At 67.6% G+C, this 23,777-nt stretch carries 27 protein-coding genes; 17 read left to right on the forward strand and 10 right to left on the reverse strand.

Translation table 11 applies throughout. The features are described 5' to 3' along the window. The first annotated feature begins 27 nt into the window (after positions 1-27). The 5 genes from BLS34_RS00920 (at position 28) to BLS34_RS00940 (ending at position 4,122) form a co-directional block, all read left to right on the forward strand. Positions 28-468, forward strand: a complete 441-nt coding sequence (locus tag BLS34_RS00920; protein WP_028794953.1) for a PaaI family thioesterase — start codon at positions 28-30, stop codon at positions 466-468. Between the two features lie 13 nt (positions 469-481). Beyond that, on the forward strand, positions 482-1,378 hold the full coding sequence (locus tag BLS34_RS00925) for an aldose 1-epimerase (RefSeq protein WP_093147514.1): 897 nt from the start codon (positions 482-484) through the stop codon (positions 1,376-1,378). A gap of 172 nt (positions 1,379-1,550) precedes the next feature. Then, complete coding sequence (rplM, locus tag BLS34_RS00930; RefSeq protein WP_028794952.1) at positions 1,551-2,009, forward strand: 50S ribosomal protein L13; 459 nt, start codon at positions 1,551-1,553, stop codon at positions 2,007-2,009. Between the two features lie 3 nt (positions 2,010-2,012). Next, positions 2,013-2,510, forward strand: a complete 498-nt coding sequence (gene rpsI, locus BLS34_RS00935; protein WP_038014234.1) for a 30S ribosomal protein S9 — start codon at positions 2,013-2,015, stop codon at positions 2,508-2,510. Positions 2,511-2,673: 163 nt separating this feature from the next. Next, positions 2,674-4,122, forward strand: a complete 1,449-nt coding sequence (locus tag BLS34_RS00940) for a TrkH family potassium uptake protein (protein ID WP_215906015.1) — start codon at positions 2,674-2,676, stop codon at positions 4,120-4,122. A 59-nt stretch (positions 4,123-4,181) separates the two neighbouring features. Here BLS34_RS00940 and yghU read toward each other — a convergent pair whose 3' ends face one another. The 3 genes from yghU to BLS34_RS00955 form a co-directional block, all read right to left on the reverse strand. After that, positions 4,182-5,036: a glutathione-dependent disulfide-bond oxidoreductase gene (yghU, locus tag BLS34_RS00945; protein WP_093147517.1), complete on the reverse strand. Its 855-nt coding sequence runs from the start codon at positions 5,034-5,036 to the stop codon at positions 4,182-4,184. A 199-nt stretch (positions 5,037-5,235) separates the two neighbouring features. Continuing rightward, complete coding sequence (locus tag BLS34_RS00950) at positions 5,236-5,673, reverse strand: YqaA family protein (RefSeq protein WP_028794948.1); 438 nt, start codon at positions 5,671-5,673, stop codon at positions 5,236-5,238. Between the two features lie 67 nt (positions 5,674-5,740). Further along, positions 5,741-6,325 (reverse strand): NAD(P)H-dependent oxidoreductase, encoded by a 585-nt coding sequence (locus tag BLS34_RS00955; protein ID WP_093147519.1) that lies wholly within the window; start codon positions 6,323-6,325, stop codon positions 5,741-5,743. Between the two features lie 72 nt (positions 6,326-6,397). Between BLS34_RS00955 and BLS34_RS00960 the strand changes: the two genes are divergently transcribed. After that, on the forward strand, positions 6,398-6,985 hold the full coding sequence (locus BLS34_RS00960) for a TetR/AcrR family transcriptional regulator (RefSeq protein WP_093147520.1): 588 nt from the start codon (positions 6,398-6,400) through the stop codon (positions 6,983-6,985). A 13-nt stretch (positions 6,986-6,998) separates the two neighbouring features. Here the strand turns inward: BLS34_RS00960 and BLS34_RS00965 are convergent, their stop codons facing one another. Beyond that, entirely contained in the window at positions 6,999-7,571 is a 573-nt protein-coding gene (locus BLS34_RS00965) for a formyltransferase family protein (protein ID WP_028794945.1), read from the reverse strand. Positions 7,572-7,693: 122 nt separating this feature from the next. Between BLS34_RS00965 and BLS34_RS00970 the strand changes: the two genes are divergently transcribed. Together BLS34_RS00970 and BLS34_RS00975 are read left to right on the forward strand one after the other, a co-directional pair. Then, the gene (locus tag BLS34_RS00970) at positions 7,694-8,215 is read left to right on the forward strand and encodes a gamma carbonic anhydrase family protein (RefSeq protein WP_028794944.1); all 522 of its coding nucleotides are present in this window, start codon (positions 7,694-7,696) and stop codon (positions 8,213-8,215) included. Between the two features lie 5 nt (positions 8,216-8,220). Beyond that, positions 8,221-9,000 (forward strand): hypothetical protein, encoded by a 780-nt coding sequence (locus BLS34_RS00975; RefSeq protein WP_093147522.1) that lies wholly within the window; start codon positions 8,221-8,223, stop codon positions 8,998-9,000. Positions 9,001-9,124: 124 nt separating this feature from the next. Here BLS34_RS00975 and BLS34_RS00980 read toward each other — a convergent pair whose 3' ends face one another. After that, positions 9,125-10,033: a DMT family transporter gene (locus tag BLS34_RS00980; RefSeq protein WP_175474056.1), complete on the reverse strand. Its 909-nt coding sequence runs from the start codon at positions 10,031-10,033 to the stop codon at positions 9,125-9,127. Positions 10,034-10,112: 79 nt separating this feature from the next. Between BLS34_RS00980 and BLS34_RS00985 the strand changes: the two genes are divergently transcribed. The 5 genes from BLS34_RS00985 (at position 10,113) to BLS34_RS01005 (ending at position 14,263) form a co-directional block, all read left to right on the forward strand. Continuing rightward, positions 10,113-11,081: a LysR family transcriptional regulator gene (locus BLS34_RS00985; protein ID WP_093147526.1), complete on the forward strand. Its 969-nt coding sequence runs from the start codon at positions 10,113-10,115 to the stop codon at positions 11,079-11,081. An 84-nt stretch (positions 11,082-11,165) separates the two neighbouring features. Continuing rightward, complete coding sequence (locus BLS34_RS00990; protein ID WP_093147528.1) at positions 11,166-11,954, forward strand: hypothetical protein; 789 nt, start codon at positions 11,166-11,168, stop codon at positions 11,952-11,954. Between the two features lie 150 nt (positions 11,955-12,104). After that, positions 12,105-13,001 (forward strand): alpha/beta fold hydrolase, encoded by an 897-nt coding sequence (locus tag BLS34_RS00995; RefSeq protein WP_093147530.1) that lies wholly within the window; start codon positions 12,105-12,107, stop codon positions 12,999-13,001. Between the two features lie 15 nt (positions 13,002-13,016). Beyond that, positions 13,017-13,781 carry an SDR family NAD(P)-dependent oxidoreductase gene (locus BLS34_RS01000; RefSeq protein WP_028794939.1) on the forward strand — a complete coding sequence of 255 codons (765 nt, stop codon included), beginning with the start codon at positions 13,017-13,019 and terminating at the stop codon, positions 13,779-13,781. Positions 13,782-13,795: 14 nt separating this feature from the next. Then, positions 13,796-14,263 (forward strand): L-2-amino-thiazoline-4-carboxylic acid hydrolase, encoded by a 468-nt coding sequence (locus BLS34_RS01005; RefSeq protein WP_051244824.1) that lies wholly within the window; start codon positions 13,796-13,798, stop codon positions 14,261-14,263. Positions 14,264-14,562: 299 nt separating this feature from the next. Here BLS34_RS01005 and BLS34_RS01015 read toward each other — a convergent pair whose 3' ends face one another. Further along, positions 14,563-15,702: an alpha-D-ribose 1-methylphosphonate 5-triphosphate diphosphatase gene (locus tag BLS34_RS01015; protein WP_093147534.1), complete on the reverse strand. Its 1,140-nt coding sequence runs from the start codon at positions 15,700-15,702 to the stop codon at positions 14,563-14,565. Positions 15,703-15,880: 178 nt separating this feature from the next. Between BLS34_RS01015 and rpmF the strand changes: the two genes are divergently transcribed. Together rpmF and BLS34_RS01025 are read left to right on the forward strand one after the other, a co-directional pair. Then, positions 15,881-16,066: a 50S ribosomal protein L32 gene (gene rpmF / locus BLS34_RS01020; protein WP_028794936.1), complete on the forward strand. Its 186-nt coding sequence runs from the start codon at positions 15,881-15,883 to the stop codon at positions 16,064-16,066. A gap of 272 nt (positions 16,067-16,338) precedes the next feature. Further along, a complete protein-coding gene (locus tag BLS34_RS01025) occupies positions 16,339-17,619 on the forward strand; it encodes a GGDEF domain-containing protein (RefSeq protein ID WP_028794935.1) in 1,281 nt (426 codons plus the stop codon). Positions 17,620-17,663: 44 nt separating this feature from the next. On the opposite strand, the gene BLS34_RS01030 is transcribed toward BLS34_RS01025, so the two are convergent. From BLS34_RS01030 to BLS34_RS01045, 4 genes are read right to left on the reverse strand one after another with little or no spacing between them, the layout of a single operon-like run. Continuing rightward, positions 17,664-18,794, reverse strand: coding sequence for an Ldh family oxidoreductase (locus BLS34_RS01030; RefSeq protein WP_245701880.1), 1,131 nt, complete (start codon positions 18,792-18,794; stop codon positions 17,664-17,666). Then, positions 18,791-19,561: an HpcH/HpaI aldolase family protein gene (locus BLS34_RS01035; protein ID WP_175474057.1), complete on the reverse strand. Its 771-nt coding sequence runs from the start codon at positions 19,559-19,561 to the stop codon at positions 18,791-18,793. The genes BLS34_RS01030 and BLS34_RS01035 overlap by 4 nt, the downstream gene beginning before the upstream one ends. Positions 19,562-19,588: 27 nt before the next feature. Then, entirely contained in the window at positions 19,589-20,563 is a 975-nt protein-coding gene (locus BLS34_RS01040) for a hydroxyacid dehydrogenase (RefSeq protein WP_093147537.1), read from the reverse strand. Positions 20,564-20,573: 10 nt separating this feature from the next. Next, positions 20,574-21,278: an RraA family protein gene (locus tag BLS34_RS01045; protein ID WP_093147539.1), complete on the reverse strand. Its 705-nt coding sequence runs from the start codon at positions 21,276-21,278 to the stop codon at positions 20,574-20,576. A gap of 195 nt (positions 21,279-21,473) precedes the next feature. Between BLS34_RS01045 and BLS34_RS01050 the strand changes: the two genes are divergently transcribed. Both BLS34_RS01050 and BLS34_RS01055 read left to right on the forward strand, forming a co-directional pair. Beyond that, complete coding sequence (locus BLS34_RS01050; RefSeq protein WP_093147541.1) at positions 21,474-22,382, forward strand: sugar kinase; 909 nt, start codon at positions 21,474-21,476, stop codon at positions 22,380-22,382. 316 nt (positions 22,383-22,698) lie between these two features. After that, positions 22,699-23,649 (forward strand): TRAP transporter substrate-binding protein, encoded by a 951-nt coding sequence (locus tag BLS34_RS01055; protein WP_245565616.1) that lies wholly within the window; start codon positions 22,699-22,701, stop codon positions 23,647-23,649. The last annotated feature ends 128 nt before the right edge of the window (positions 23,650-23,777 follow it).

Here is a 23,777-nt window from a genome sequence, read left to right on the forward strand (position 1 = left end):
CGGGTCGCGCCAGGGGGAGGAAGTGCCATGACGGCAAAAGTGTCTGTCGCCGAAATGAACCAGATTCTGCAGGAGGACCTGTCCTTCATGGGGAATCTGGGGGCCCGGTTCGAGGAGATGACCGACGGCTACGTGGTCGCCCGGCTGCCGTATTCGGACCTGCTGCTGCGGCCCGGCGGAACGATCAACGGGCCGGCGATGATGGGGCTGGCCGACGCGGTGCTCTACGCCGTGGTGCTGTCGCGCATCGGCATGGTGAAGCTGGCGGTGACCACCAGCCTGACCGCGAACTTCCTGCGCCGTCCCAAGCCGGGCGACCTGATGGCGGTCGGCAAGCTGATCAAATGCGGCCAGCGCCTCGCATATGGCGAGGTGCTTCTCCATATAGACGGTAGGGACGACGATCCGGTCTGCCACGTGACCGGCACCTATTCGATCCCGCCGAAGGAAGACCGGCCCAACGGTTAAGGAGAGTGCTGCAATGAGCCATCCGATCACCCTTGCGAGGGGCGCGGTCAGTGCCGTGGTCGAGCCGGCCTTCGGCGGGCGCATCACCGCTTTCCGCCACGGCGACACCGACATCTTCTCGCCGATTCCGGCCGACGGGTCGCGCGATCTGGCGTCGCCCGCCGCCTGCGGCTGCTTTCCGCTGGTGCCCTGGTCGAACCGGATCCGAGACGCCCGGCTCCATGTGGAGGGCGAGACGGTCGACCTGGCGCCGACCGAGTTGCCGGCCGGCCACGCGATCCACGGCCACGGCCTGCGCCGGATCTGGGAAGCGGAGAGCGACGGCACCACCCTGCGCGTGCACTACGCCCACGAGGCGGGGGTCGGCGGCTGGCCCTGGCCCTACCGCGCCGCCCAGGTGATCGTACTCGACGAGGACGGCATGACCGTCACCCTGTCCGTGCTCAACGGCGGCGAGGGGGCGATGCCGGTCGGCCTGGGCTTCCATCCCTATTTTCCGCAGACCGCGGGTACCCGGCTAACCCTGCCGGTCGCCACGTCCTGGCCGCCGACCGAGGCCGAGAAGTTCCCGGTCGCCGGCGGCCAGCCGGTGCCGCCCGAGCTCGACCGGCGGGAGGAGGGACCGGTGCCGATGGGCCTCGACCAGGGCTTCGGCGGCTGGGAGAAGACCGCCCGGATCGCCTGGCCGGAGCGTGGCGTGGCGCTGACCATGACCGGCGAGGGGCCGCTGGACCATGTGATCGTCTACACCCCGACCCATGGGAAGTATTTCTGCGTGGAGCCGGTCACCCACGCCATCGACGCGGCCAATCTGACGGAAACCCAAGGCGTTGCGGATACCGGCCATGCCATTCTGCCGGCCGGCGCGGAGTTTTCGGTATCTCTGAGGTTTATTGCTGAGGTAATATAATACCGCAATCGCAACGCCCCTGAAAAAACGGCGTTTTTCCGCTTGATTCCCGACCGCTCGCGCGGCATAAGGCGCGCTCCGTCGGAGGCGGGTTGTTTTCCGTGCCGACTCCAGATTTCCAGGAACCTGGCTGTGCACTGCGGTGCAGGGCCGATCGAGCGAGGGGACCGTCATGCGGACCTATTCGGCAAAGCCGAGCGAGATCGAGAAGAAGTGGGTTGTGGTCGACGCCGAAGGGCTCGTCCTCGGCCGGCTCGCTTCGGTCATCGCGAACTACCTGCGCGGCAAGCACAAGCCGACCTTCACCCCGCATATGGACTGCGGTGACAACGTCATCGTCGTCAATGCCGAGAAGGTCAAGCTGACCGGCAACAAGATGATCCAGAAGCAGTACTACTGGCACACCGGCCATCCGGGCGGCATCAAATCCCGCCGGGTCGACCAGGTGCTGGGCGGCGCGCATCCCGAGCGCGTGATCACCAAGGCGGTGCAGCGGATGATCGCCCGCGGCCCGCTCGGCCGTCAGCAGATGTCCAACCTGCGGGTCTATGCCGGTGCGGAGCATCCGCATGAGGCGCAGCAGCCCCAGGTGCTGGACGTTGCGGCCATGAACCCGAAGAACGCGAGGTAAGCGATGTCGATGGAAACCGAGACCACGTCGACGGATGAGGCCCAGGGCCTCGACAAGCTCGCCGAGCTGCAGGCCGAGACCACGGTCGCGCCGGCGGAGCCGGTGGTCGACAAGTTCGGCCGCTCCTACGCGACCGGCCGTCGTAAGAACGCCATCGCCCGTGTCTGGATCAAGCGCGGCCAGGGCGTCATCACCGTCAACGGCAAGCCGTCGGCCGAGTATTTCGCCCGTCCGGTGCTGCAGATGATCATCGATCAGCCGTTCGAGGCGGCCGAGCGGACTGCGCAGTTCGACGTGTTCTGCACGGTCACCGGCGGCGGCCTGTCCGGTCAGGCCGGTGCGGTGCGCCACGGCATTTCCCAGGCCCTGACCCTGTTCGAGCCGGGCCTGCGCCCGACCCTGAAGAAGGGCGGCTTCCTGACCCGCGACCCGCGCATGGTCGAGCGTAAGAAGTACGGCAAGGCCAAGGCCCGCCGCAGCTTCCAGTTCTCCAAGCGCTAAGGCGGTCCGGAGCCGGGGCGGTGGCCCCGGACAAACGAAGATTTTGGAAAAGCGCTGTCTTCGGGCAGCGCTTTTTCGCTTTCTGGTGCATCATCCCGGCGCCGATCCCACGCAGCGATCTTCGGGCGGGGCGGTGACCACCGGCTGACACGGAGACTTCGCGGTGCTGGACCTCAGGGTCGTTGCCCACATCCTGGGATGGGTGATGATTTCCGTCGCGGTGACGCTGCTGCTGCCCGCGGGCCTCGACTGGGTGCGGGCGGATGCCGACTGGCCGGCCTTCGTAGTGGCCGCCGTGATCTCCGCCCTGTTCGGGGCGCTGATGATCCTGGCCAACACCATGCCGGAGCGCCCGGATCTGAGCCTGCGCCAGGCCTTCGTGCTGATCGCCTCGGGCTGGCTCACCGTCTGCGTGTTCGGCTCGATCCCGTTCATGGCCTACGGGCTGTCGGTCACCGACGCGGTGTTCGAGACCATGTCGGGGATCACCACCACCGGATCGACGGTGCTGACCGGCCTCGACGCCATGCCCGAGGGCATCCTGCTGTGGCGCGCCCTGCTGCACTGGATCGGCGGCATCGGCATCATCGCCATCGCCGTGATGATCCTGCCGTATCTGCGGGTCGGCGGCATGCAGATCTACAAGATGGAGACCTCGGTCCACGAGGGCGAGGCGGCGTCCTTCACCAGCCGCATCCTGCTGCGCCTGTCGGTGGTCTATATCGGCCTGACGATCCTGTGCTTCGCGGTCTATTGGGTTCTCGGCATGGGCTTCTTCGATGCCGTCACCCATTCCATGGCGACGATCTCCACCGGCGGTTACTCGACCCACGACGCGTCGTTCGGGCATTTCGAGTCGCTCTGGCTGCACTGGGCGGCGATCGTGTTCATGATCTGCGGGGCGATCCCGTTCATCCTGTTCGTACGCGCGACCCAGGGAAACCTGCGCGGCCTGGTCAAGGACGAGCAGGTGCGCGGCTTTCTCGGTTTCCTGGCGGTGTTCAGCATCCTGACCGCGCTGTGGCTGATGAGCCGCGACGACGGGCTCGGTTTCGGCCGGGCACTGACGCTCACCGCCTTCAACATCACCGCCATCGTCACCACCACCGGCTTCGCCACGACCGACTACACGCTGTGGGGCAACGGGGCGGTCGGCCTGTTCCTGCTGCTGATGTTCGTCGGCGGCTGTTCCGGATCGACCTCGGGCTCGATCAAGATCTACCGCTATCAGGTGCTGTGGCTGTTCGTGCGCGCCCATCTGAAGCGCCTGTTCTCGCCGCGGCGGATCGTGGTGCTGCGCTATAACGGCGCGACGCTGGGCGAGGACGTGCCGCTGTCGGTGCTGGCCTTCCTGGCCGTGTTCATCGCGACCATCGCGATCTTCACCGTGGTGCTGACGTTCCTGGGGCTCGATCTGGTCACCGCCTATTCGGCGGCGGTCACCGCGATTTCCAACGTGGGTCCGGGCCTGGGGCCGATCATCGGGCCGTCCGGCACCTTCCAGTCGCTGCCGGATCCGGCCAAATGGGTGCTGGTCGTCGCCATGCTGGCCGGCCGGCTGGAGGTCCTGGCGCTGCTGGTGTTCTTCGACCGCGACTTCTGGCGGGCGTAGGGCGCGGATATGAAAAGAGCCGCCCGAAGGCGGCCCTTTGAGTTGGTCCGGAGACTGTCTCAGAGACCCATGGCGTCGATATCGGCGGCGCTGTGCCGCTCCTCCAGCTTCTCGTCCTCGGAGCCGCGCACCCGGTTGACGACCCGGCCGCGCTTGACGCCCTTTCGCTCGGCGATCTCGTTGGTCCAGCGCTGGACGTTCTTGTAGGAGGCGACGTCGAGGAACTCGCCGGCATCGTAGAGCTTGCCCTGGGCGAGCTGGCCGTACCACGACCAGATGGCCATGTCGGCGATGGTGTACTCGTCGCCGGCGATGTAGCGGTTCTCGGCGAGCTGGCGCTCCATCACGTCGAGCTGGCGCTTGGTCTCCATGGCGAAGCGGTTGATCGGATACTCCCACTTGTCCGGCGCGTAGGCATAGAAGTGACCGAAGCCGCCGCCGAGATACGGCGCGCTGCCCATCTGCCAGAACAGCCAGTTCATGGTCTCGGTGCGCTTGGCCGGGTCCTTCGACAGGAAGGCGTCGAACTTCTCGGCCAGGTAGAACAGGATGGAGCCGGACTCGAAGACCCGGATCGGCGTGTCGACGCTGCGGTCGAGCAGGGCCGGGATCTTGGAGTTCGGGTTGATCTCCACGAAGCCGCTGCCGAACTGATCACCGTCGCCGATCCTGATGATCCAGGCGTCGTATTCCGCACCCTTGTGGCCCAGCGCCAGCAGCTCCTCCAGCATGATGGTGACCTTCACGCCGTTCGGGGTGCCGAGCGAATAGAGCTGCAGCGGGTGCTCGCCGACCGGGAGCTCCTTGTCATGGGTCGCGCCGGCGATCGGCCGGTTGGTGCTGGCGAAACGGCCCCCGTTCTCCTTGTCCCAGGTCCAGACCTTCGGCGGGGTGTAGGACGGCATGTCGTTCATGGCGGTCTCCGTTGCTGATGTCGTCGTCGGCAGAAGGCTCTGCCCAAAGTCGGTGTCGGGGTGCCGGTCTCGGGCGCTCGGTCCCGGTCCTGGCGATCTGGCTTAGCGGCCGGCGATTACAACCCACAACCCGGCCGCACAGTAGTCACGCTCGCGCATCGGTGTCTGTCCCCACTGGGGAGAATGAAGCGGCGCGGGATTAGAACACGCCGAGAATGAGCGCGGTGACGATGACGTAACGCAGGGTCTTGGCGATGGCGACGAGAATGACGAAGACCCAGAGAGGCTCGCGCATCAGCCCGGCGGCGAGTGTCAGGGGATCGCCGATGAACGGCGCCCAGCTCAGCAGCAGCGACCAGTAGCCGTAGCGCTGATACCAGCGCGACGCCCGGTCGAGCTGCTCGGGTGTCGCCGGAAACCATTTCTTGTCCTTGAACTTCTCGATCTGCAGGCCGATCACCCAGTTGATGACCGAGCCGAGCGTGTTGCCGAGGCTGGCGACGAGGACCAGGGCGACCACGGAATAGTCGGTCTTCAGCAGCAGGCCGGTGAGCAGGAACTCGGACTGGATCGGCAGGAACGTGGCGGCCCCCAGCGAAATCAAGAAAAGGCCGCCATAGGCGCCGATGAAACTCATACAGTCCCGCTCCGTGCTCCGACCCAAGGGCATATGGAGCGGGACGCCCGAATGTCATCGTCTTGCGTCACGCCGCGGCCCGGACACCGAGGGTGCGGGCCCGGTCGATCCAGGCGCGGATCTTCTCGGGGGCGGCGGTCTTCACCGATCCGAACTGCAGGGCCCGGCGCGTCTTCACGCCACAGAAGCCGAGGATCTGATTGATCAGGACCCGGCGCCCCGGCCGCCAGTACAGCAGGGTGTCGAGCAGCGGCGGGGTGTCGGATGTGATCATCACATCGGCCGTCTTGCCGGTCAGCAGCTTGTCCCAGCCGAGACCCCGGCGGTGGTACTTGAAGGCGAAGCCGGGGGCGAGCGCCCGGTCGATCACCGCCTTCGCCTTGGTCGGCATCGCGCCCCACCAGTAGGGATGGACGATCAGGATATGGTCGGCCCAGGCGACCGCCTCCTGCCAGGCGATCAGGTCGGGCTCCAGCGGCGTGGCGTCGGCGCCATAGCCGTCGGTGTTCAGGTCGAAGCGCATGTCGCAGAGATCGATGCGGCGAACCTCGCCGCCCTTGGCCTCCACGCCCGTCTGATAGGCATCGGCCATGCCCCGGCACAGGGAGTTTTCCTTGGGGTGCGCAACCCAGATGAAGATGCGTCTGCTCATCGTCGGCTCCAGTTCGAACGAAGTTTACACAGTGTAAATTGACACGATGTCAAATATGGCTAGATTGACGCTATGTCAAGTGCACAGCCAGATACCCGAGAGCGCATCCTGACCGGCGCCTGGACCCTCCTGGAGGAGGGCGGCGGCCGCGGCGTGCGGATGGCCGATGTGGCCCGGCAGGCGGGCCTCAGCCGTCAGGCGGTGTACCTGCATTTCCCGAGCCGCGCCGAACTGCTGATCGCCACCACCCGCTATATCGACGCGGTGAAGGATGTCGAAGGCCGGCTGGCCGAATGCCGGGCCGCGGTCGGCGGGTTCGCCCGCATGGAGGCCTTCATCCGTGCCTGGTGCGCCTATATCCCGGAGGTGCATGGCGTCTGCGGTGCGCTGCTGGCGATGCGCGACAGCGACGCCGAGGCGGCGGCGGCCTGGGACGACCGGATGGACGCCCTGCGCGAGGGGTGCGCGGCTGTGGTGCGCGACCTGGCCGCCGACGGAAGCCTGCGGGCGGACCTGGACGGCGAAGCGGCGACGGACCTGCTGTGGACCCTGGTGTCGGTGCGGAACTGGGAGCATCTGACCGGCGACCGCGGCTGGTCGCAGGAGCGCTATGTCGCGGCGATGGTCATGATGGCGCGCCGGGTGCTCTGCGACCTCTAGGTCTCTGTAACCTTTAGGCCGGCGTCTCGGCGTGGAGGGCCCGCCAGGCGGCCTCGCTGCAGTCCCGCTCGGCCCAGGCGAGATCCGGATCGGGCGTCAGGGGAAGCTCCGCCGCAAGTGTCGGCATCAGGCCGAACATCAAGGCGAATCCGGCGCGCCAGGTGAGATAGCGCAGGGCCTCCTCGGTCATGCCGTCGGTGATCGGAAAGCGCTGGACCGAGAGGATCGGTCCGGAATCCACCGGCAGGGTCATCACGTGGGCGGTCACGCCATAGCTGCGTGCCCCGTCGCGCAGGGCGAACTCGAGGGCGCGCCGGCCGGGATAGTCCGGCGGTGCGGGGTGAATGTTCACCGGCTCCAGCGACATGGCGTCCAGGTAGTGTTGCGGCACGATCACGTCGCTGTAGAAGGCGACCAGCCGGCCGGGCCAGGGCCGCTCGGCGTCGAACGGTTCGAACAGCCGGTCCAGGGCGGCGCGGCTGGAGACGAAGAACACGGTGTTCGGCAGGCCGCGCGCGGCCGACAGGGTCGAGATGGCGGCGGCGGAGACCATGTCCGTCAGCAGGGCGATGGGGGCGGAGGTCATGCGTGGGCCCCGTGCCGTGGGTCTGTCACGGTCTTGCCACTTGGGCGATGAAGGCTGGCCCCCAATTCGGCTACAGTGCGCGTCAACAAGCGCCTCAATAAGATACGCATTGGAGGAAACAGATGTCCGCCCTTATCCGACCGCATCACGGCCAGACGCCCCGGGTGGCGACCGGCGCCTTCATCGCCGAGACCGCCGTGCTGATCGGCGAGGTCGAGATCGGCGAGGACGCGTCGATCTGGTACGGCACGGTCCTGCGCGGCGACGGTCAGTCGATCACGGTCGGCGCGCGCACCAACATCCAGGACGGAACGATCGTCCATATCACCTCCGACCGGTTCCCGACGGTGATCGGCTCCGGCATCACCATCGGACACGGCGCGATCATTCACGCCTGCACGCTGGAGGATGACAGCTTCGTCGGCATGGGCGCTACCGTGATGGATGGGGCGGTGGTCCAGCGCCACGCCATGGTCGCCGCCGGCGCGCTGGTCACGCCGGGCAAACTGGTGCCGACCGGCGAGCTGTGGGCCGGATCGCCGGCGAAGAAGATGCGCGACCTCACCGAGGCCGACTTCGACCAGATCCACCGCTCGGCAGAACATTACTGCGAGCTTGCCCGCAGCTACATGGTCGGACGGTGAGCGCCATGGCACGTCTGACCTTCGCCCTGTGCCCCGTCCTGTGCCTCATCCTGGCCGCCATCTGCGCCGGACCGGCCGCGGCCCAGACCCCCGCCCAGACCCCCGCGTCTCCGGAGAAGGATCCGGTCGTCCTGGTCCGCCTGACGCCGGAGATCCTGGCGCAGTTCGCCGATCCCGATCTGCTGCTGCGGCAGGGGCCGCTGGAGATGTCGAAATACGACGAGGCGACCAAGAAGGACGTCGTCATCCCGCCGGTGACCGACTGTTCCACCCTCCGGGCCATGCAGGAGGAGGGCTACTACACCTACACCTCCCAGGGCATGGCCCAGGAGACCGTCGTCTCGGACGTCTGCCGCATGGGCGAGCGCTACGCGGCGGCGACCTTCGAGGAGACCACCGCACCGAAGCACACCCTGCATGCCGACGTGCTCGACCTGTGGTCGGCCTGGTTTCAGCTCGCGGTCTCGGCCAATGTCGCCGATTCGGTGGCGGAAGCGGTTGAGCGCGGCGTCTCCCTCGGCGCGTTCCATGAGCCGTCGCTGGAATCCTGCGGGCCGCGGGCGGTGGAGCGCAAGGATCCCTGGACGATCACCGCGCGGAACAAGTGCGACGGGCTGTACCTCTCGATCGTGGGGGAGGAGTTCACGGCCTCGGGCAAGGTGCGTCCGGTGGTGTTCTACCACCTGAACGCCACCGGGGGCTCGCTGCGCACCGGCGGCTATACCGCGGTGGGCCGCCATCCGGCCTCGGGCGTTTGGACTCCGGTGCAGTTCCTGTCGCGCTAGAGGGCGATCGGTTCAGATCGAAACGATCTGAACCGTGAATCGCCCTCTGACCCATTAGAGATAGAGCAATTTCACACGAGCAGATGTTTCCATCTGATCGTGATTTTCTCCAGGGGGGAACCTGCTAAGCGGTCTGCGGGCGCGGCGGCGCGATCGGCGGGACCAGAAGGATCGCGGCCAGGACGAGGCCGGAGGCCGCGATCTCGCGCGCCCCGACCGTCTCGCCGAAGGCCAGCCATCCCAGTGCGATCATGGTCGGCAGCTCGACCGCGCCGGCCGCCGCACTGCGGCCGGGTCCGATCTTCGGGGCCGCCACCGTATAGAGAAGCTGCGGGATCAGGGCGGTGACCAGCCCCATGGCGAGCAGGATCAGCCAGACATCGCCGTCGCGCGGCAGGAAGGCGGCCGGATCGGTCAGCGCCACCAGCGGGGCGAGGCCGATCACGCAACCGACCATGCCGCAGGCCAGCTTCTCCACCGAGGTGAGGCTTGGGGTGAGGCAGGTCAGCACCACGATGATCAGCGCGAACATGATCGGTGCCGGCAGCGACAGCAGCAGGGACCAGGACGCGGCCCCGCTCACGCCGCCGTCGAAGATCAGCAGGGCGGCCGCCAGGACCAGGGCGCAGCCGCCCCAGGCCCGCAGCGTCGGCGTCTGCCGCGCCAGCAGCCAGGCCAGCAGCAGGGCGAAGACCGGATAGGTCATGTAGACCAACCCGACCATGGCCACCGACTGGACCTCCAGCGCCTCCAGATAGCTGACCCAGCCGATGCCCATCAGAATCCCGGCCCCGAGCAGCCGGAAGGCGTCGCGGCGCTTCTCCCGGGCCAGGGGCAGGAAGGGAAACATGATCAGCGCGCTGGAGGCGTAGCGGAAGAAGCCGATCGAGGCCGCCGACATGCCGGCGTCGAGCAACAGCTTGGCGAACAGCGGCACCATGCCGAAGCTCACGCAGGCGGCGGTGACGGCGAGCGTGGCCGTGGCCGGAGTCAGCCGGGGCGCGCGCAGGGGAAGGGGTCGGTTCAGGCTCATGCGCTTCCAGATAGAGCTCGGACGGGTTGTCGAAAATTTCCAAATATTCATGTTCGACATGAAATGATTTAATGACTCTATGAATCCACGCCTTGGCACCAACCATCTCGCCCTGCTGATCGCGCTGGCCGAGACCGGCAGCGTCGCGGCGGCCGGCAACCGCCTGGGGATCACCCAGTCCGCCGCCTCCCATCGTCTGCGCGAGGCCGAGCGGCGGCTGAACACGCCGCTGGTGCGGCGCAGCTCCACCGGCGTGACCCTGACCGAGGAGGGGGAGCGGCTGCACGCCTTCGCCGACCGGTTCCTGCGGGAGCTGGGGCGGCTGGAACAGGACATCGAGAACACCCGGGCCAGCGGCCGCGACCTGGTCCGTGTCGGTCAGGCGACCTACAGCCGGTTTCACTGGCTGCCGGCCTTTCTCGAGTTTCTGGAGCGGCGCGATCCGACCCTGTCTTGCGATCTCTCCGTCGGCGCGACCCTGCGCCCCCTGGGCTGTCTGCAGGAAGGGGCGGTGGATGTGACCGCGGTCTATGGCAAGCCGACCGGATCCCGCCGCTTCCGATGGCAATGGCTGGCCAACGATCCGGTCGTCGCGGTGATGGCCCCGGACCATCGGCTGGCCGGCGAGGCGTATGTCGACTCGTCCCTGCTGGCGAACGAGCGGGTGTTCTCCTATCCCTTCGCCAGCGATCCCGGCTTCGAATGGGAGACGCTGATCGGGCCGCCGACCACGCCCTATCGCCGCCTGACCGTGCTGCAGACGCCGGAATCCTCCATCGACCTGTTGCGGGCCGGCTACGGGGTCGCGCTGTTCAGCCGCTGGGCGATCCGCCCGGAACTGGCCGACGGCACGCTGATCGCCAAGCCGATCGGCCAGGGCGGCCTGTCCCTGGACTGGTGGGTGGTGACCCGGGCAGACGATCCGCCGGACGCGCCGTCGAACCGCATGGTGGCGGCATGGCTCGACTGGGTGGCCTACGGAAAGCAGGGCTTCGCCACCCTGTCGTTCGACGGGGCGACGGGTGTCATGCAGGATCCGGGGGACTGACCGGCGACGCGGGAGGTTGCTTTTGGCGTCGCCAGAGGCTTGTCTCTGCCGCCCCCTTCGGCCGCCCCCTTGCATAGCGGTTCCATGACCCTCGTTCTGTTCTCCATTCTCTGGAAGACCCTCGCCACCGCCTCGGTGATCATCGCCGCCGGCCGTCTCGCCCGCCGGCTCGGCCCGCTGCTCACCTCGGTGCTGATCACCATGCCGTTCAACGCCGGCCCGGGGTTCTTCTTCGTCGCCCTGGATCAGAAGCGGCAGTTCATCGCCGAGGGCGCGCTGATGGCCTTCGGCGTGACCGGGATCATCCTGATCTACTGCACCGCCTGGGTGCATGCGGCGCGACGGTTCAATTTCGTCGTCACCTCGCTGCTGGGCATCTGCGCCTGGCTGGCCGGGGTGCTCGCGCTGGACTCGCTGACGCCGTCGCTGCTGGTGGCGAGCTGTTCGGTGGCGCTGGGCGCCCTCGGGGCGCTGGTGCTGCGCCGGCGCGGCATTCCCAAGCCGGTGGCCCCGCCCTCGGCCGCCGGGTGGCGCTTCGCCATCGTGCGCGGGTTGGCCGCCGGCATCGTGGTGGCAACGGTCGCCACCGCCAGCCCCTGGCTCGGGGCTCACTGGTCGGGGATTCTGCTGGCCTTCCCGACGACCCTGCTGGCCTCGACCTGGATGCTGTGGGGCCATTACGGCCGCGACTTCACCGCCGCGACCATGAACGCCGCCCAGCCGTCCCTGGTGGTCTATGCCAGCTTCTGCCTCGCCCTGCACCTGCTCGCCGGGCCGATGGCCGGGGTCGCTGCCGTGCTGACCGCCTTCGCTCTCTCCGGCGTGGTGGCGGGGCTCTACGCTGCCGTGCTGATGCGGTTCTCCCGGCGTTAGAGCACGATCGCCTCAGATCGACTCGATCCGAGGCGTGAATCGTCCTCTCAACCACTAAAGCTGCTTGAACCATTGCCGCCGCGCCGAAAGCGGTGCTCCAATGCCGTCCTCAGCAATCAATCGAGCCAGGACGCTCCCGGGGGACTGACTATGGGTCACGTGACGACCGACGACGGTGTGAAGCTCTACTTCGAGGAGGTCGGAGAGGGCACGCCGATCGTGTTCGTGCACGAGTATGCCGGCGACCACCGATCGTGGGAGCCGCAGATGCGCCATTTCGGCCGGCGCTACCGCTGCATCACCTACGCCGCTCGGGGCTACGCGCCGTCCGACATTCCGGAGAGCCCGGAGGCCTATGGCCAGGACCGGGCCCGTGAGGATATCCGCTCGATCCTGGACGGGCTCGGCATCGACGCCGCCCATATCGTCGGCCTGTCCATGGGCGGGTTCGCCACCCTGCATTTCGGCTTCCACCATCCCGACCGGGCCCTGTCCCTGACCGTGGCCGGCTGCGGCTACGGCGCCGATGCCGATCGCCGCGAGCAGTTCCGCAAGGAAACCGAGGCGACGGCCGACCGCATCGCGGCGGAGGGCATGGACGTGGTCGGCAAGGCCTATGCCATCGGCCCGACCCGGGTGCAGTTCGAGACCAAGGACCCGCGCGGCTGGAAGGAGTTCGAGACCCAGCTCTGCGAGCATTCCACCCTGGGGTCGGCCAACACCATGCGCGGCGTGCAGGCGCGCCGGCCGTCGCTCTACGATCTGGTCGACCAGATGAACGCGCTGACCGTGCCGACCCTGATCGTCAACGGCGACGAGGACGATCCCTGTCTGGACGTCGGCAATTTCATGAAGCGGATGATCCCGTCGGCCGCCCTGTCGGTGCTGCCGAAGACCGGCCACACCATGAACATCGAGGAGCCGGCCCTGTTCAACGCCGTGGTGGAGGACTTCTTCCACACCGTGGAGTGCGGGCGTTGGGGATTGCGCGATCCGCGCTCGACCACCGGTGCCATCATCACGGCGGGGCCGGTCAACGACAAATAAGGGGAGGGTGCCGCCATGGCGGACAAGCTGGAAGGACGGGTGGCCATCGTCACCGGTGGCGCGCGCGGCATCGGCCGGGCGATCTGCGAGGCCTTCGTGGAGGAGGGGGCGGCGGTGTACGTCGCCGACCTGCACGGCGGCGAGGCCGAGGCCCTGGCGGCGTCCCTGGTGGAGAGCGGCGGCCGGGCGGCCGGCGGCTATTGCGACGTGCGTTCCACCGACAGCGTCCGCGACGTGGTCGAGCAGGCGGCCCGGGCCTTCGGCGGCCTCGACATCCTGGTGGCCAACGCCGCGACCCTGACGCCCAAGGCGACCATCGAGACCCTGGAGGAGGAAGCCTGGACCCAGGCCCTGGCGGTCAATCTCACTGGCGCCTTCCACCTGTGCAAGCACGGTATCCCGCATCTGAAGCGGGCCGGCGGCGGGTCGATCATCCTCACCGCCTCGCAGATGGGGCGGGTGGCGCGGGCCGGCAGCACGACCTACTGCACCACCAAGGGCGCGCTGATCCAGATGGCCAAGGGCATGGCGCTGGACCACGCCGAGGACGGCATCCGGGTGAACACCCTGTCCCCCGGCGGCACCGCCACCGACCGCATGATCTCCCAGTTCGGCACCATGGATGAGGCGGAGAAGCAGTGGGGGCTGGCCATGCACCCGCTCGGCCGTCTCGGTCAGCCGGCGGAGATGGGCCGGGGCGCGGTGTTCCTGGCCAGCGACGATTCCAGCTTCATGACCGGTGCCGATCTGCTGCTCGACGGCGGGTACAGCGCGCGATAGCGCAGGAGGAGACAATGGCCGACAGACTGCCGATCCTGGAACAGCGCCGCATCGAGGCGGAGGTGATCAAGCCGATCTACGAGGAGATGGTCGCCCAGCTCGGCAAGGCGCAGGCCCAGGACATCCTCGACAGTGCGATCCGGAAGGCGGCGATCGCCCAGGGCCAGAGCTTCGCGGCCGAGGCCGAGGGCGGCACCGACCTGGACAGCTTCGCCGACATCCAGAAGCACTGGACGGCGAGCGGCGCGCTGGAGATCGAGCCGGTCGACCGGACGCCGGAAACGCTGGACTTCAACGTGACCCGCTGCCGGTATTCGGAGATGTACAAGGCGATGGGGCTCGGCGAGATCGGCCACCTGCTGTCCTGCAACCGCGACGGCACGTTCTGCGAGGGCTACGACCCGCGCATCAAGCTGGAACGCACCCAGACTCTGATGGGCGGGGCGAGCCACTGCGACTTCCGATACACGTTCGAGGAATAGGCGCGGGGCGCGTCGGAAGGGCGCGCTCACTCCTTCCCGTCTTCCCGGCCTTGCGCCGGGATCCAGGGTAAAGCAGCCGGAACTCCGGAGGACGATTCCTGACGCTCCTGCAGCGTGATGGCTGGATCCCGGCGCAAGGCCGGGAAGACGGCAAAAAAAATGGCCGGGACGACGGGAAAGACGGCCGGGAAGACCGTAAAAAAAGCGGCCGGGAACACGGGGACCCGTTCAGAGCCGAGTCCTCATCCCGGCGAGCCGCGGGCTCGACCCGGGGCGCGGCGAAGGGCCGCCCGGGCAGCCTACGCCACCCGCTGGCCTTCGACCCACACCCCGCGCACCACCGGCCGTCCTTCGATCAGCCGCACCCGGATCAGGTCCGCCCGCTTGCCCGGCTCCAGCACGCCGCGGTCGTCCAGTCCCGCGTAGCGTGCCGGCGTCGCGGTCACCGTGGCGACCGCGCGCGGGACGTCCCAGCCGGCCACATGCTCCACCAGCGAGAACGCCCCGTGCAGCATGCTCGCCGGCACGTAGTCCGACGAGATGATGTCCAGCAGCCCGGCGGCGGCCAGGTCGCGCGCCGTGATGTTGCCGTAGGACGAGCGGCCCCGGACCAGATTCGGCCCGCCCATCAGTACCGCCAGCCCATGGGCGCGGCAGGCCTCGGCGGCGACCCGGGTGGTCGGGAACTCGGCGATGGAACAGCCGATCTCGGCCGATTCCCGGACATGCGCCTCGGTCTCGTCGTCATGGCTGGCGAGGCTGATTCCGCGCTCCCGCGCCCAGTCGGCCACCGCGCGGCGCTGCTGCGGGCCGCGGGTGCGCGAGGCCTCGGTCAGGCGCTGGTAGGCTTCGGCGATTTCCTGCTCGCTCTGGCCGTCCACCTCGCGGCGCAGGCGGCGCCAGACCTCGATATCGGCGGTCTGGCGCTGGCCCGGCGCGTGGTCCATCAGCGAGACCAGCCCGACCAGCGCGTTGTCGTCATGCTCGCCGAGCTGGTCGAGAACCTCCTCGCCGATGACCTCGCACCGCAGATGGATCCGGTGATCGGCCCGCAGCATCCCGGCGGTCCGGGCATCGGCGATGCCCTGGATGATCGGACCCACATGCGCGGCGCGCAGCTCGCCCTTCTCGGTCAGTCCCAGGCAGAGCGAATCGTAGACCGTGGTGATGCCGGAGGTGGCGATATGGCCGTCATGGGCGACGGCGGCCGAGACCGCGTCCCAGAACACCTGGGCCCGCGGCTGGAAATGCTTCTCGATATTGTCGGTATGCAGCTCCACCAGCCCGGGCAGCAGGTAGTCGCCCGCGCAATCCACCGCGTCCGGCGGGGCGGCGGCGGTGTCGTCGACGGCGGAGATCTGCGATCCGGCCACCGACAGGGTTCCGTCGATCACGGCATCGGGGAGGACGATCCGGGCATTCTTGAAGGCGAGGGACATGGCGGGAGCTTGTGCGGCCTGTGGGGTGAGTCGAGTATGCGGCGACGGTTGTGCGGGCAAGTTACCTTTATGTGTCGGCGGGGGACAGGAACCCTTGCGTCGCACCGCCAAGTTCCGTATATACCGCGCTCCGCTGCGGGGGTGCCCGCGGCACCGTGTTTCTATTGGAGTGCGAACGATGGCGGTTCCCAAGCGTAAAACTACCCCGTCCAAGAGGGGCATGCGCCGGGCGCACGACAAGCTGACGTCCGATGCCTATGTCGAGAGCCCGGACACCGGCGAGCTGCACCGGCCGCACCACATCGATCTGAAGACCGGCATGTATCGCGGTCGCCAGGTGATGAAGGTCAAGGAGCGGGTCTGATCCCGGTCCGGCGGTGTTCGTCGAGCGCCGCGTCGAGATTGAAGAGCCCCGGTGTGCCGCATCGGGGCTTTTTCGCGTCCGACCTCCGGCCTTGGGACGATCGCGCCCTTAAACCCGGTGACGACGGGGCACGGATGGCGGGTCGCAACGGCGCTTGCCGCCAAGCGGAAGACCTCCGGCGAAAACGGCTCAGGCATGCAGTTACCGGCGTTGTCGCCGCGCCGTTTGGCGTGTAGGACTGGTCGCGAACTCGCACGAAGGGCGCCTTTCGCATGGCTATTACGCTGGAAACCAGCAACTTTTTCCTCCTGCTGGCCCAAGCGTTCTCCTATTTCTGCGTAATGGCCGCGCTGTTCTGGGCGCGCCGCCGGGTCGGACTCGGCGTGTTCCTGTGCGCGCTCGGGGTCATGCACTTCCTGGAGACCTATCTGGCGGCGGTGTTCTACATCCAGCTGCCCTTCGGGATCATCTCGCCGGGCTCCACGGTGCTGTTCTCCGGCAAGCTGCTGATGATCCTCCTGCTCTATATCAAGGAGGACGCCGCGACCGTGCGGCAGCCGATCTACGGCCTGCTGATCGGCAACTTCCTGATCGTCGGGCTGGTGGTCGTGCTGCGCAACCACGAGGTCGTGCCCGCCGTGCCCGGACGCGAGCCGAACATCGCCTTCGTCGACGAGATGGGCTGGCTGATGGTCTGGGGGACGGCGCTGCTGTTCCTCGATTCCATCGGCGTCATCCTGCTCTACGAGCAACTCGGCCGCTGGTTGCGGAGCCATCAGCTCGCCCGGATCTTCCTCGCCTCGGCGGCGATGCTGACCTTCGACCAGTTCGGCTTCTTCATGGCGCTGCACTACGTCACCGGGGCGCCCTGGCATGTGCTGTATGGCGGCTGGGCGGCGAAGATGGGGGCCGCATTGGTCTTCAGCCTCATGGTCTTCGCCTATCTGCGGCTGGTGGAGCGCCGGACCCGGGATCTGCTCCCGGCGCAGCTTTCCGACGTGTTTGATACGCTGACCTATCGCGAGCGGTATCTCGACCTGCTGGGCGAGAGCGGCCGGGACCGACTGACCGGGGCGCTCGACCGTGGGCGGTTCGATGCCATGGGGCAGGATCTGGTCGGGCCGACCCTGGCGACCGGCGAACCGGTGAGCCTGCTGGCCATCGACGTGGACGGTCTGGGCCGGATCAACGACGGTGAGGGGCGGCCCGCCGGGGATCTCATCCTGCGTGACCTGGCGCGCCTGCTGATCGGGACCATGGGCGATGGGCGCTGCCACCTGTTCCGTCACGGCGGGGGTACCTTCGCCGTCGTGGCCCAGGGCCTGGACCATCCGACCGCGGTGGATCTGGCGGAGCTGCTGCGCCGCACCACCGCCCGGGCGGAGATGTCGGAGCGCGGCGCGATCGTGACGGTCAGCGTCGGCGTCGCCACCGCGCCGGAGGATGGTCGCGACCTGTATCGCGCCTACGCGGTTGCCGAGTCCCGCCTGCGCGAGGCCAAGGCGGCCGGCAAGGACCGGGTGGTCGGCCGCGACGGGGTGGTGCTGGGGTAGGAGCGAGGAGCGGGCCGGTCCGTTACTCGGACCGGCCCGGGCCGTCAGCGCATCTCGACGTCGTTGACGCCCTTGGACCGGGCGGTGGCGACGATGTCGTCCCAGGCTTCGGCCGCCAGTGGCAGACCGGTCTTCAGCCGCTCCGCCATCACCATCTTCTCCTTCTCGCCCGGGATCAGCACATGGCCGCCCGGTTCGGTCGGGCGCGCCGACTTCACGAACTCCACGTAGTTGCGGACCTCCTCGGCGAACGGGTGGCCCATATGGGTGGGCACGCCGGTGACCGCCTCCAGGTTCACATAGATGGAGAACATGCCGTTGCAGAACGGCCGGTTCTGTTCCTCGCCGAGCGCGCCGGCGGTGCCGGAGCCGGTGAGAGCACCCGCCATCATCTCCATCAGGAAGTTCATGCCGAACCCCTTATGGTCGCCGAAGGCCCGCAGGGCGCCGGGGCCCCTGGCCGGGTCGGGATACTGGCCCGGCGGGGTCTCGCCGTAGAGCGGCTTCGGGTCGCTGGTGATCGTGCCGTCGGCATCGACCAGGGAGCCGGCGGGAAGCGGCTTGCCGCCCTTGAGCGCCACCAGCGCCTTGCCCTCGGCCACCAGGGAGGTGGCGAAGTCGAGGATGATCGGGTCGTCGTCCGGCATCGGAATCCCGGCGCAGAACGGGTTGGTGCTGCCGCGCCGGTCGACACCGCCGAACGGGGCGACGATCAGCGAGCCGCGCACGTTGACCATGTGGATGGACACGATGCCCTGCGCCGCCGCCCGCTCGGCCCAGTCGCCGATGCGGCCGAGATGGCCGGAATTGCGCAGGGCGGTCATCGCCACGCCGTGCTGCTTGGCCTTGGCGATGCCGATATCGACCGTCTGCTCGCCGATGCTCTGGCCGAAGCCGAATCGGCCGTCGATCACCGCGAAGCTCGGCTGGTCGAGCATGACCTCGATGGTCTGGTTCGGCACCTGCCGGCCGTCGTCGATCCACTGCACGTAGCGCGGCACGCGGATCACACCGTGGCTGTCATGGCCGCGCAGGTTGGCGCCGGCCAGCCGGGTGATGATGGTCTCGGCCTCCTGAGGCGAGCAGCCGCTCGCCTCGAAGGTGGCCTTGCCGACCCGCTCCATCACCTCGACCGGGACGAAGACCTCCTTGCCTTCGCGCCGAACAGCACTCATCGGTCGCCCCCGCCGAGCTTGCGGAACTCGGCCACGCCGGCGGCCTGGGCGGCGGTGAAGATCCGCACGTCGCTGGCCAGGGTGAGGAAGTCGAAGCCCTGCTTCACCGCGTCCGCCATGAACGGCGGGTTCAGGCAGTGCATGCCGCATTTCAGGCCGGCAGCCTTGGTCTTCTGCAGGATGCCGTCGATCACGCCGGCCATCTCCGGGTCGGTGTGGTCGAGCGCCGGCGGCTTGCCCATGGACACGGCGAGGTCGCCCGGGCCGACATAGACGCCGGTCAGGTTCGGGGTCGCCAGGATGGCGTCCAGGTTGTCCACCGCCTGCACCGTCTCGATCATCGCCAGGGTGACGATCGTGTCGTTGGCGTTCTTGAAGTAGTCGGGATAGATCAGCCCGGCCCGGGTCGGCCCCGACGAGCGGTAGCCGCGCGGGGCGTACTGGCAGGCGCCGACGAAGCGGGCGGCCTCCTCGGCGGTGTTGATCATCGGGCAGATGATGCCAAGCGCGCCGCCGTCCAGCAGCTTCATGATGATGCCGGGCTCGTTCCACGGCACGCGGGCGAGCACGGTCTTGCCGTATCCGGTCACCGCCTGCATGAGCTCCAGCGCGCTCTGGTAGTCCACCAGCCCGTGCTGCAGGTCGAGGGTGAGGCTGTCGTAGTCCTGAAGCGCCGTGATCTCTGCCGTCACCGTGGACGGGATGGAGAGCCAGCCGTTGAGCGCGCCGCGATCGGCGGCCCAGACGTCGTGCAGGCGGCTTTTCATGATGTTTCCTCCGGAAGTGGGGTCCCCTTAGCCGAGGACCTCCTTGTTGACGACCACGTCGGGGTCGAGGGTGCCGTCGAAGACCGCCAGGATGTTCTCCACGGTCTGGTAGGAGGAACGCTGCCGCGCCTCCAGGCTCATGCCGGCCGAATGCGGGGTCATGAGGATGTTCTTCTCACCGAAGAACGGATGGTCCATCGCCGGCTCCACGTCGAACACGTCCAGCCCGGCGCCGACCAGATGGCCGGATTTCACCGCGTCCAGAAGGGCCGGCTCGTCGACGATGCCGCCGCGCGCGCAGTTGATCACCAGCGCGCCGGCGGGAAGGGCGTCGAACTCCTTCTTGCCGATCAGGCCGATGGTCTCCTTGTTGCGCGGGCAGTGGACGCTGACCATGTGGCACTCGCCCAGGACCGTGTGGAAGTCCGCCACCGGCTCCACACCCATCGCCCGGATCTTCTCGGGGTCGATATAGGGGTCGTAGCCGAACACCTTCATGTCGAAGGCGAGCGCCCGCTTGGCCAGCCGCGAGCCGATCCGGCCCAGGCCGCAGATCAGCAGGGTCCGGCCGGCGAGGTCGAAGGCTTCCACTTCCGACCTGCGGTTCCAGGTATTGGCGCGGACCATCGGGTCCAGCACATGCATCTGCTTGGCATGGACCAGCATGAACATCATCGCCTGCTCCGCCACCGACGGGGCGTTTGAGCGGGGCGCGATGCAGAGCGGGATCTTGCGCTCGGTCAGCGCGTCCTGGTCGACGCTGTCGTATCCCACGCCGTGGCGCGAGACGACCTGCAGGTTCGGCGCGTTGTCGATGACCAGCCGGTTGATCTGGGCGACGCGCACGCCGATGCCGTGGGCGTCGGCGGCGTGGCGCTTGATCACTTCGGGATCGAGGGTGTCGATGACCTCCACCGTGATGTCGTCGCGCCCTTCGAGCAGGGCCATCCCGTGCTCGTGGATCGGGCCGACGATCAGCACCTTCTTCTTGTTCGTGCTCATGATGTCGGCCTCAGTGGATGTCGGCCGACTGGCCCATGGCGGCCTTGAGCTTGTCGAAGCTGAAATCCGGGGCGCGGGCGGCGTCGAGGATCACCGCCTCGCGGCGGGTCAGCAGGTCGATGGCGTCCGGCAGCTTCTTCACCGCTTCCGGCGGGATCACCACGGCGCCGTGGCGGTCGGCGTGGACGATGTCGCCGTCGTTCACCACCATGCCGAAGATGTTCACCTGGCCACCATGGTCGACCACATGGACATGGGCATGGCTCGGCCCGACCTTGCGGGCGAGGAGCTGGAAGCCGGGGGCGCTGGCGTCGAGGTCGCGGATCGAGCCGTCGGTGATCACGCCGAGGGCGCCGAGCCCCTTATGGATGGAGGTGTTCACCTCGCCCCAGAACGCGCCGAAGCCGGGCTCGCTGTCGAGATCCTGGATGACGGAGATGGACGGCGCCGGGCCGCCCTTGGCGACATACTCGTAATAGGCCTGGCGCGAGGCGACGTTCTCCGCCCCGGTGCGCTTGGGCGCCACCATCGCGCGGATCGTGGCGGTGCGGGCGTAGCCGCAGATCGGCTTCAGCTCCGGGAAGGCGCAGAACATCACGCCGGTGGTGAAGCCCAGGGCGCGCCGCTCCGGGTTGGTCACTTCCAGGCCGTTGCAGATCGTGGGGGTGTCCCACTCGGTCAGGCGTTCGAGATCAGCCGCCGTGATGTCGGTCATCGTTTCTTCCCTATGGATGCTTTTGTCTTGGGCGGCGCCGGTCGGCCCACCCCTCTTGCCGCCTACGATGGTGGCCCGAAGCCGTAAGGGGGCGCAAGCGGCCAAGGTGAGCTTTTCGCAATGTGGAACAGTCCATAGGCTGTCCGGCGGCGGCGCGAGACCGCCTGAGGAAATGCCCAAGGGAGGAGAGACGGGATGGATTTCGACCTGCTGTGTTTCGGCGAGGCGATGATGGAACTCACCCGGATGGGCTCCGGCGACTACAAGGCCGGATACGGGGGCGATACCTCCAACTGCGCCATCGCCGCGGCCCGCCAGGGCGCGCGGGCGGGCTACATCACCGCCGTCGGCGACGACGCCTTCGGGCGCGAGTTGCTGGACCTGTGGCAGCGCGAGGCGGTGTCGACCGAGTTCGTGCGGGTCGACTCCACGGCACCCACCGGCCTCTACATCATCACCCCCAGCCCGGCCGGCCGGGACTTCGCCTATTACCGGGCGGGCTCGGCGGCCAGCCGCTATACCGCCGCCGATCTGCCGGTCGCGGCGCTGCGGCGGACGCGGATCGTTCAGCTCTCGGGGATCAGCCAGGCGATCGGCGCGGGTCCGCTTGCGGCCGGAACCGCCCTGATCGAGGCCGCCCGGCAGGCGGGATGCGAGGTCGCCTACGACACCAACCTCCGGCTGAAGCTCTGGGACCTGGAGCAGGCCCGCGCGACCATGCATGCGGCGATGACGCGGTGCACGATCGCCCTGCCGTCGATCGACGATTCGCGGGTCCTCACCGGCCTGGAGGACGCGGATGCCATCGCCGATGCGTATCTCGCCATGGGGCCTCGGGTCGTCGCCCTGAAGATGGGGGAGGCGGGGGCGATGATCGCAACCACAACGACGCGTGTGGTCATTCCGCCACACAGGGTCACGCCGGTCGACGCGACGGGGGCGGGCGACACCTTTGACGGCGCCTTTCTCGCCAGGCTGGCGGCCGGTGCCGACGCGGTCGACGCGGGTCGATATGCCGCGGTCGCGGCGGCCCTGACGACCACCGGATACGGAGCGGTTTCGCCGATCCCCCGCTTCGGGGAGGTCCAACCGGTATTGAGTTAAACCACAGAATTCGGATGGAGATTCCATCTTCATTTATGCTTCAAAACAGCAACGGTGAGACGACAACCCCTGTATCCTTGCCAAATGGCAAATGGTCTATTGACATAAACCGGACGTTTTCCGGTAAGGTGTCGGCGATCAATCGATCGTGTTGATCGTGAAATGCGGGCATAACAAAAACTAACCCGCAATAAAAAGGGAGGTTACCTCTATGTCGTTGAATTTGTTGAAGAAGGCTGGCCTCGTGGCAGCTGCGGCGGCGTTTGTCCTGTCGGCTGGTGCGGGTGACGCTGAGGCCAAGAAGGTCCGATGGAAGATGCATTCGGCGTTCGGTACGAACGTCGCCGTGCTCGGCCCTGTCGGAGTTCGCATCACCGACTGGGTCAACAAGATCTCGGACGGCGATTTCGACATCAAGCTGTTCGAGCCGGGTGCACTGGCCGGTGGCTATGCCTATTACGACCCGATCAGCCAGGGCGCGTTCGACGCGGCCTACGGTACGCCGGGCGCGAACCAGGGCAAGAACTCGGCTTTCGCGTTCCTGTCCACTTGGCCGTTCGGCCCGGGCGCGCTCGAGTTCAACGCGTGGCTCCAGTACGGCGGCGGTGTTGAGATCGGCAAGGAGCTCTATGCCCGCGACGGCATCGAGTACTTCTACTGCGGCATGATTCCGCCGGAGACTTCCGGCTGGTTCCGTGAGCCGATCGAGAGCCTCGACCAGCTGAAGGGCCTGAAGATGCGCTTCTTCGGCGTCGGCGCGAAGGTCATGCAGAAGCTCGGCGTGTCCACCCAGCAGCTTGCCGGCGGCGACATCTACCCGGCGCTGGAGCTCGGTACGATCGACGCGACCGAATTCTCCATGCCGGCCATCGACCGGTCCTACGGCTTCTACCAGATCGCGAAGTACAACTACTTCCCGGGCTGGCACCAGCAGTCGACGACCAACGAGGTCCTGGTCAACAAGGCCAACTGGGAAGGCCTGGAAGACGTGAAGAAGGCCCAGTTCGAGGTCGCCTGCAAAGCCAATATCGGCGTTGAGCTGGCCGAGGGCGAGGCGCTTCAGCCGGCGGCGATGATCGCCAACCAGAAGGACGGCGTCACCAACGTCACCTGGTCCGACGACGTCCTGAATACTCTGCGCGAGAAGTGGGAAGAGGTCCTGCAGGAGGAGCTCGCCGCGAACCCCGACGTTCAGAAACTCTGGGACAGCTACACGGCGTTCCACGAGGAGTACAAGGTCTGGGGCGAGATGGGCTACCTCAAGTAAGCCTCACGACGCCTGGCCGGGGGTGGGACGACCACCCCCGGTTGCTCTGACTGCTTAGCTTACGGCGGCGAGAAGCGCCGCCGTTTCTTTACCGACTGTCAGATTGGACGCGGCCGGCGCATGCGTGC

It is taken from the genome of Thalassobaculum litoreum DSM 18839 (assembly GCF_900102465.1).
Lineage (GTDB): Bacteria > Pseudomonadota > Alphaproteobacteria > Thalassobaculales > Thalassobaculaceae > Thalassobaculum > Thalassobaculum litoreum.